Source organism: Streptomyces sp. NPDC097129 (assembly GCF_055668065.1).
This window is the reverse complement of the sequence record NZ_JBVOQE010000045.1, coordinates 1-2,087: the sequence shown is the minus strand read 5'-3', so window position 1 is coordinate 2,087 and position 2,087 is coordinate 1. Positions and strand designations below refer to the sequence as shown.

At 26.6% G+C, this 2,087-nt stretch carries 2 protein-coding genes; both read right to left on the bottom strand.

Going from position 1 to position 2,087, the window contains the following annotated elements; genetic code table 11:
* On the bottom strand, window positions 1-925 hold a 925-nt coding region (locus AC0B9F_RS37960), incomplete at its 3' end, for a glycosyltransferase (protein ID WP_472010353.1).
* Window positions 912-2,087, bottom strand: a 1,176-nt coding sequence (locus AC0B9F_RS37955; RefSeq protein ID WP_472010351.1) for an O-antigen polymerase, incomplete at its 5' end; no start/stop codon positions are given. The genes AC0B9F_RS37955 and AC0B9F_RS37960, both read right to left, overlap by 14 nt.

The window sequence follows — 2,087 nt, the reverse complement described above, 5'->3', positions numbered from 1 at the left end:
ATCTAGAAGCCAATCTGTACCTTAAATAGTTAAATAAAATCTCTCTGCTATAACTCGAATAAAAAAAACAATTAATTAAACTTACCATTCTAGAAACAGTGGTACCAGCAGATTTAATTTGATTGAATTTTTTCAGCGAATTATTATATTTCTCTTTATGAAAACTTGACTCATAATTATTAATGTGTAAATAATGATCTAAATTCTTCTTTGAAAAATCATCTATATTATTACTTAAACGCCTTTGTTTATATAACTTTTTAATATATTTTGCAATTAAAAATTGCTTAAAAGCTTTAGCAGTAGTAATACTATTCTTTCTAACCCTGTAATTTATAAGTTTATCATCAATTAATAACATTTGATAATTATTGCTAATTGCTCTAAGTAAGAAATCATAATCTTGACTGCATTCAAAATCTCTATAACCATTTAGATTCTCAAACAATTCTCTCCTCATAAGCCATGAAGGATGTACCATAAAGTTTGTATATTTAATTGAATTTTTTATTTGATTAAAATCTCTTGTTCCTATGGAAGACTGCTCTTTAAGCAAATCTCCCTCTTCATTTATTTTAATGCTAGTTGATGAAAGTAAAGCTATTTCTGGTTTATTTTTTAATAACTCAACTTGTTTTTCAATTCTATCTAATTTAGAAATATCATCTGCGTCCATTCTTGCAATGTATTTACCATTTGCATACTTAAATGCCTCATTCAAACTCATAGCTAGACCTATATTGGTTTTATTTATGATAACTTTTAAATTATCATGGTTACCTTGTATTTCTCTTATAACTTCAACAAGCGTTTTATTTTTAGGATTATCCACAACTATTATTAGTTCGATATCCTTATAAGATTGCTCTAATATAGATTCTACAGACAATCTCAACCAATCTTCTTTTTCGTTATAGGCCGTCATTATAACTGATACTAATTCTTTCATTATAATTCTCCCTCGATCTTTTATGACTAACTTTTTTAAAGATATAAACAATAATAAGGATAGGATATAGGCAAACAGAGTAAAAACTACTATAGAAAACAAAATTTAAGACTTGAAGTAACAAAAAACAATAGACTAATCTAAAATACTGATTATTGATAGACTTCCTATAATAATGAAATAGCAATCCATAGAAGATAATTTCAAATATTAATATACCTACTATTCCAAAATCTATTAAGTAGTAATAATAGGCTGTCGGAACTACCGCAGCGCCGTTAACACTAATAATTCTAGAGTTAAACTCATATTGGGTTGGATAATTATCAAAAAAGTAAGTTAATAATCCATTAAGATTTGCCAATCCATTGAAATACACCTTATTTTCTTCCCAGTTTATTAAGGAAGAATTAAAGTTATAAAAAGACAATGAATAATAACCATAATACCAGGAGAATATATCATGAACCGGATTACTAGCCTCAAAAGTCTGAGATACACCTATTTCATATGCATAACTTTTAGATGTATATGTACCTCTTCTCTCATTACCAATACTTATAGCCACAATTAAAATGCCAATACATAATACTGCAAGGAGAATGGCTTTTTTTAACTTTATCTTCCTAAAATTAAAAGCAGCAATCATTAAAATTGCGTTAATAATCGCACTTCTTGAACCTCTTGATAGTGGTACAAAAATAGTTAATATAAGCATAAATAAATATTTTTTTTCTGAAGTTTTTTTATAAAGATAAAAGTTTAAAAGTGGTAAAACAAATCTTAATACAGTATTAATTTCTCTTAAAATAGGTATATTTTCTAAATGAATATCACCTACTTCATCCATACTTGACAAGGGAAGATATAAACCGGTTATCATTTTATTTTCCATTAAGTAACTAACTACATAAATTATATTTAAAAGAAAGATAACTAAAAAGGTATTCTTCCTCAATGATAAATCTAGTTTTGAAGTTTCTGAATTCCCTCTTCTCTCTTCAATTGGTTTTATTAACATCGCATGGATCAATATTATTGCTGATGATGAAAGAAGAATTAAGTAAACATATGGGCTATAATCTATTTTTTGATAGACTGAAAGCTTGAATGTGGATAGGCAAAAAGGAATAAAAAT